The sequence below is a fragment of the Herpetosiphonaceae bacterium genome (genome assembly GCA_036374795.1).
Classification (GTDB): Bacteria; Chloroflexota; Chloroflexia; order Chloroflexales; family Kallotenuaceae; genus LB3-1.
On record DASUTC010000071.1, the window covers coordinates 1 to 7,303 of the forward strand.

Below are 7,303 nucleotides of genomic sequence, written 5' to 3' on the forward strand. Positions count from 1 at the left end.
TATCAATCAATAGGTTCTTGATCTCGGAACTGGTTTTCTCGCTCTCATGCGATGATACGCGCCTGCACACGTGCGGGAGCAGGTACGTTGCTCAATCGGCCCCCCAATATGGTAATGTAGCATTTGGATCAGCCCTGGGCATCCCGATAAACTCAGTGTCTTAGCATTCATCCTTAACGAGATCCTGGTAGGGTACAGAACCCGTCTCACATACAGCTCTATCCTCATTCATAGCGGTAGCCCAGACCATGATGGAGCATTACGATGACTACCACCGGGCCGATCAAATTACTCGTCGCCATGCTGTACGCGCTACAGCCCGCGAGCCGATCGCTCATCTCACCTGCAACCGATCGGCTCCGTTTTTTGCCGCTCCACGTCGCTGCGCTGGTGATGCTTGCCGCGTGCGGATTACCGGGAGCGCCCACGCAGCGCGCGGTCGAGATAACCCAACCGGTACAGGCAGCACAAGCGAACGTCCAGCCCACTCAAACGAGCGAAACCCAGGGAGCCGCGGCCGCAGGCATGATCACCTTCACCGGCACAACCAGCCATCATGCAGATGACGCCGACGGGAATGGGCTGTTTGAATATTTACGAGTTGATGTCGAGGTCAGCGCGACCCAGGCGAGCACCGTCGGCGTCACGGCGTTGCTCACCACGGCAAACGGCGATCTGATCGCGATGGGCAGCCTCACGCCCGATGCCAACCGCAGCGCGCCATTGACGATCGCCGATCTCACCCCTGGCATCCAGAAGCTTACCATCTATTTCAGCGGCGCAGATATTCGCGCTTTGGGCGCGGCAGATCCGTACACGGTCAGCCTTGAGCTAACCGATCTTGCAGGCTCCACGATTGCCAGTACGAGCTTCCCCGTACCGGCGGGCGAGCCTCAGACATTTCAGGGAGCGCTGGTAGAGATCGAGAGCATCGCCGATCAGGGCATCAGCACAGACGCCACGCCCGGCTTCGAGCAGCTCCGCGTCACGCTAAACGTCAAGCTGCTGGCCGCGACCACTGTCTCGCTCGATGGGCAGGTCTTCGGCGGCGATACAGCGCTTGGCACAGCCGAGAAGACCGTTCAACTCGCGGCTGGCAGCCAGCGGCTCGATCTGGATTTCGCGGGCGAAGCCCTGGCCCGAAGCCGGATCGATGGCCCCTATACCGTGTACCTCACCGTCCGCGACGCCACCTACACGAGTAGCACGGAACATACAACTGCTGCCTACCGCGCGGATGACTTTCAAAGGAGGTGACTCGCCACTACCGGAGCATCGCGTCTTTCGTCGCGGTTGATCTCGCCTTCAGCCGCCAGTTTGTTACCCCTACAGCAGCCGCCTGTGGATTGACTCCGTAGGCCTAGCACGATGATCGTTGAAACAAAATCTCAGGATATGCCCGTAAGGGTTTGATTCATCACGCCCTGCGCGCATCCCTCGGTCCAGATCCACGTGAAGCCTCGCACGTTCATCGTGGTGCTCTGGACACGCGATCGACATACCCGCCAAACGATCGCCTGGCTCTGTCATCTTTGCATTCGCTGTAGCACGAAATTCCTTCGATCTGGTCATCACCATTTTTCTCTTTGCGGCAGAACAGCGCTAGCATAAGCGCTGATGGTGCGAGGAGGGTAGTACAATCATGAAACAATACAGGTATCTCGCCCTCATCGTGGTGGTGTTGGTTGCGCTTAGTCATCTCATGCAGCCGATGACAACGTTGAGTGCAACATCCACACCGCCGCCGGAGCCTAAGAGTCAGAAGCCGATTCGGCCATCGCGGCGGGACTCGCCCAACGATCGGCCACAGCGCCGACCGCAGCCGGAGAGCAGCGCGGAGTTCGGCGCTGCCGCGATCGGCGATACGATCGTTACCCATAACCTGCCGAAGGTGACATTCCGTGTCAACGACGGCTTCGATCTCGATCAATACCTCTATGCCGACAGTAGCCCGCTTAATTTCGAGATCGACCTGAAGGGCTATAAGGTCGCTCCCGGCAAGTCAGCCAAAGTCACGCTGAACGTCTATGACATCGATAGCGCAGGTGGCGATGGCTGCCAGCCTGAGGTGGACAAGCTCTATCTCAACGGCACCTTCCTCACCGATCTCACAGGCGCTAACGACGAGTGGCGGCTGGTGACGGTGGATGTGCCAGGCACCGCGTTCAACCCCGGCAGAAACATGTTCGAGGTCCAGATCGATACGCTGGGAACCGGCTGCTGGGCGGTAGAGGTCGACTGGGCCGAGGTTGAGATCGACTTCAACATCGCGCAGCTTGAGGCCAACGCGCTGGACGACGTGACGATCAAGCGCGGCAAAACCGACGATGTGATCTCCGATACCATCTGGAAGACGGTCTTTACCGCCAGCGGCGCGGTCGATCCGAACGCCGATCCCAACGATCCGATCGCTGGCAAAATCCGGGGAGCGGGCGAGTTTACCTATAAGTACAAGCTCGATACCTGGCCCACTGGCGGGCGTCCAACCTGGCAGCCAAAAGTAAAATACCAGTGGGAGATCCAGGGTAGCAGCGTCAACTCCGGCGGCGTGCAGGAGCTCACCGGCTGGGAGCAGGACATCACGGTGAAGCTTCCCGATAAGGTCGGCAAGTACACGCTGCGGGTGACGCTGGAGATCTATGATCAGGATAAGCTCCTGCGAACCGAGGTGCGCAGCCATCCGCTCTACGTGCTGCTGGACACACCCGTCGGCTCTGTCTCCAACAGCAACGGCGGCTCGATCGCCACGGGCCAGCCCAAGGCCGCGTGGCTGGATGTTGCCCTTGATTCGAGCAATCCTTCCCTGGGCTGGGCTGCCGGGAAGCAGACCGAGGTCGAGATTCTTGAGGCGATCAATACGCGCGAGTACGCCAACCCGTTCGGCTGGGTTTATGGCTACTACGCGGGAAATCCCTTCAAGGATGATGCGATCACGCTGCTGGAAAATGGCGCGGGCAAGCGGAGCGACTGTTTCGTCTTCCGCGATGTGTGGCGCGTGCTCGCCGGGAGCCTGGGCATTACCACCAGCACGGACGAATATCGCCCGCCGCGCGGCTTTATGACCTCGACGCGCAGGGCGCTGGAAGGCGGCGGCAACGCGCGGCCCGTCGGCTCGGCGCTCGACCGCTGGGTCTTTGGCAATCATCAGTACGGCACCTATAACGGTCGGTTCTACGATCCAACCTTTGGGCTGGTAGGGCCTAACACGAACGCGGGCAAAGAGGGTAATCTCTTTTGCAAGATCGACGGCGTGGAGAGCGGACGCATTCGCTGCCGTACGTTGCAGCAGCCGCCCGCAAAAGCCCTGCTGCGTCCGAACATGGGCCAGATCAACGGCTGGTCGATCTATGAGTACGAGACGTTCAATACGCTGAGCGTTCCTTCCAATCCCAGCACGCTGAGCAGCATCGCCGCCGCAGCGGGGAGCTTCACCGGTACGCCCACCGACCAGGGCGTGGATACCGACGGCAACGGGCTGTATGAGCAGCTTCGCGTGAATGTTCCGCTCAACGTGACCCAGGCCGGGACCTTTGGCGTGACGGCGATTCTGGCCGCGCCGAACGGTGAGGCGATCGCGCTCGGCAGCGTTCGACCGGAGCTACTGATCAGCGGGCTGCTGACCACGGTCGATCTGCCGTCAGGCCAGCAGACGCTCTCGGTCTATTTCAATGGCTATGATCTTCGTACCTTCAACGCGGCAGGCCCGTACACGGTCATGCTTGAGCTGACCGATGAAACCGGCACGGTGCTTGATACCAGCAGCTTCACGACGAGCGCCTCTAATCCCCAGTCCTTCCAGGGGCCGCTCGTGGCGGTGCAGACGGTGACGGACCAGGGGATCAATGCCGACGCGACGCCGGGCTTCGAGCACCTGCGGGTTACAGCAACCCTGAATGCCGCAGTGGCGAGCACCGCGACGATCTCGGCGCAGATCTTTGCCGGCGAGTCGCTGCTTGACACCGCCGAGCAAACCCTCCAGGTTGCAGCCGGTAGCCAGCAGGTCGATCTGAGCTTCGCCGGTCAGAGCATCTCAGCCAGCCGCGCCGACGGGCCGTACACGGTCTATATCAGCGTCAGCGATCCGTACTATCCCTCCGTCAAAACGCACACGACGGCAGCATACCGCTTCACTGATTTCCAGCGACCTGCCGCCTACCTGACGGGCACCGTCAGCGATCAGGGCACGGATACGAACGGCAACGGTCAATTCGAGACGCTGACCGTCGCGGCGGAGGTTTCGAGCCTGGTAGCGGGAACCTATACGCTGTACGGGCGGCTCAAAGACAGCGCCGATGCGCTCATCGCTACGGCTGAGACGACGGTGACAGTCGATGCGACCAACCCGACACGTACCGCTATGCTTCAGTTCAGCGGCCCGGCCATCTACAGCCATCAGGTGAACGGCCCGTACAGTATGGCCCTGGTCCTCGCCGACGCTGGCGGCAATGATCTGATGGACCTTCAGCAGACGACCGGCAGCTATCTCTACGGCAGCTTCGAGCAGCCAGCCGCAGCGCTGACCGGCAGCTTCGCCGACAGCGGGATCGATAGCGACGGCAATGGCCTATTCAATCGGCTTCAGATCGCCGTTGGCGTGCAGGTGGGAGAGGCCGGAGCCTACGCTATTTCGGGATCGCTGCTGGATAGCAATGGCGGCTTTGTGACCTCGGCAACAACCGAGAGCACGCTGAGCGCCGGAGCCGCGACCGTCAATCTCAACTTCGATGGCGGCGCGATTCGTCAGCACGGCGCGAACGGCCCGTATCGTCTCGTGTCGCTCAGCCTGCGCAAGCTCGACGGCACGGCTCTGGATAGCATGGTCGAGGCTCATCAGACGAGCGCCTATCAGGTGACGCAGTTCCAATCGACTGGCCTGATCACGGGCAACTTCACCGATCGCGCCGTCGACGCGAACGGAAACGGCCTGTTTGAGCATCTGATCATCGATGTCGAGGTGGTCATCCCATCGGCTGCCACCTACACGTTCAATGGTCGGATCGTCGACAGCGCAGGCGCCGAGATCGCCTGGACTTCGGGATCACAAACGCTTAGCCCTGGCGTGCGACAGGTTTCGCTCCGCTTCGAGGGGCGCTCGATCCACGCGCATGGCGTCGATGGTCAATACCAGCTTCGCGACCTGCATGTTTATTCCAACACCGTCTCCGATAGACGCATCCAGGCATATACCACCGCTGCCTACCAGTGGAATACATTCGAGCCTGCCGCAATGATCCGGGGCACGGTCACGAATGGCGGACAGCCGGTGCCCAATGCGACCATTACTCTCAGCACGTTGGGATCGGTCGTGACGGATATCAACGGCGCGTACCAGTTCCCGCCGGTCAACAGCGGAACCTACACCATCTCGATCTCGGCTAATGCCTCCCTGGCTCCGTGGCGCATCCTGGCAAACGGAACGAAGGTCAGCCAGGGCACCAGCGCGACGCTCAACATGCCGGGCGGCACGACAACGGTTGACTTTATAAGCGCAACCGCCAATCCCTCATGTCCGCCCCAGGGCGAAGATCTATGCGTCCGCCTGTCGACGGCAGCGGCAAGCGTCGATGAGTCTACGAGCAGCGTGACGTTCGGCGCGGTCCTCAGTGCTGCCGCGAGCTATCCGGTAACGGTCAGCTACGCCACGAGTAACGGCACGGCGATGGCGGGCAGCGACTATACCGCTGCGAGTGGGACGCTCACGTTCGCGCCGGGCGAAACCAGCAAGACCATCAGCGTACCAATCAGGAATGATGTAAATGACGAGCCTGAAGAAACCTTCCGCCTGGCGCTCACGACATCTAAGGATCTCATTATCGAAGCGCCTGCTACAGCGACGGTCACGATTCAGGATAACGACGCTCCTCCCGCTGTATCTCTGAGCGCGAGCAGCTACAGCGTGGGCGAGAACGCAGCCGCTGCCAATATCACCGTACGGCTGAGCGCCGCGTCCGCATATACCGTGACGGTGGAGTACGCCACGAGCAACGGCACGGCGACCGCCGGAAGCGACTACACGACAAGCACCGGCACGGTGACATTCGCGCCGGGCGAAGCCAGCAAGATCATCAGCGTTCCGCTGCTGGAGGACGGGCTGCTGGAGCCGAACGAAACGTTTACGGTGAGCCTGAGTAGTCCGAGCAACGCCACCTTGGGCACACCTACCACCGGCACCGTGACGATCAGCGCTAACGATACGATCACCTTCAGTGCCAGCGCCTACAGCGTGGGCGAAAACGCGGCAGCGGCGGCGCTGACGGTGCGCTTGAACGCGGCGTCCGCGCAATCGGTGACGGTGGAGTACGCCACGAGCGACGGCACCGCGACGGCGGGCAGCGACTACACGGCAAGCACCGGCACGGTGACATTCGCGCCGGGCGAAACCAGCAAGACCGTCAGCATTCCGCTGCTGGAGGACGGGCTGCTGGAAGGGAACGAGACGTTCACGGTGAGCCTGAGTAATCCAGGCAACGCGGGGCTGGGCACGCCCGCCACGGCTACCGTGACGATCAGCAGCAACGACGCGATCACCTTCAGCGCCAGCACGTTGAGTGTGGGCGAGAACGCAGCCGCTGCCAATGTCACCGTACGGCTGAGCGCCGTGTCCGCAGTTACCGTGACGGTGGAGTACGCCACGAGCGACGGCACCGCGACGGCGGGCAGCGACTACACGACAAGCACCGGCACGGTGACATTCGCGCCGGGTGAAACCAGCAAGACCATCAGCGTGCCGCTGCTGGAGGACGGGCTGCTGGAGCCGAACGAGACGTTCACGGTCAGCTTGAGTAGTCCGAGCAACGCGGGGCTGGGCACGCCCGCCACGGCCACCGTGACGATCAGCAGCAACGACGCGATCACCTTCAGCGCCAGCGCCTACAGCGTGGGCGAAAACGCGGCAGCGGCGACGCTGACGGTGCGCTTGAACGCGGCGTCCGCGCAATCGGTGACGGTGGAGTACGCCACGGGCGACGGCACGGCGACGGCGGGCAGTGACTACACCACGAGCAGCGGCACCGTGACATTCGCGCCCGGTGAAACCAGCAAGACCATCAGCATTCCGCTGCTGGAGGACGGGCTGCTGGAAGCAAACGAGACGTTCACGGTGAGCTTGAGTAATCCCGCTAATGCGGGGCTGGGCACACCCGCCACGGCTACCGTGACGATCAACGCCAACGATACGATCACGTTTAGCGCCAGCACGTTGAGTGTGGGCGAGAATGCGGCGGCGGCGACACTCACCGTGCGGCTCAATGTAGCCTCGGCGCAATCGGTGACGGTGGAGTACGCCACGAGCGACGGCACCGCG

General features: G+C 61.8%; 2 protein-coding genes. Both read left to right on the forward strand.

Annotation, left to right across the window (positions count from 1 at the left end; translation table 11 throughout):
- The first annotated feature begins 264 nt into the window (after positions 1–264).
- On the forward strand, positions 265–1,257 hold the full coding sequence (locus tag VFZ66_05000) for a hypothetical protein (protein ID HEX6288525.1): 993 nt from the start codon (positions 265–267) through the stop codon (positions 1,255–1,257).
- A 454-nt stretch (positions 1,258–1,711) separates the two neighbouring features.
- Positions 1,712–7,303, forward strand: a 5,592-nt coding sequence (locus tag VFZ66_05005) for a Calx-beta domain-containing protein (protein ID HEX6288526.1), incomplete at its 3' end; no start/stop codon positions are given.

Bases quoted from the DNA above. Each gene is read 5' to 3' on its own strand.
- VFZ66_05000 (HEX6288525.1), top strand. From the start codon at position 265: ATGACTACCACCGGGCCGATCAAATTACTCGTCGCCATGCTGTACGCG.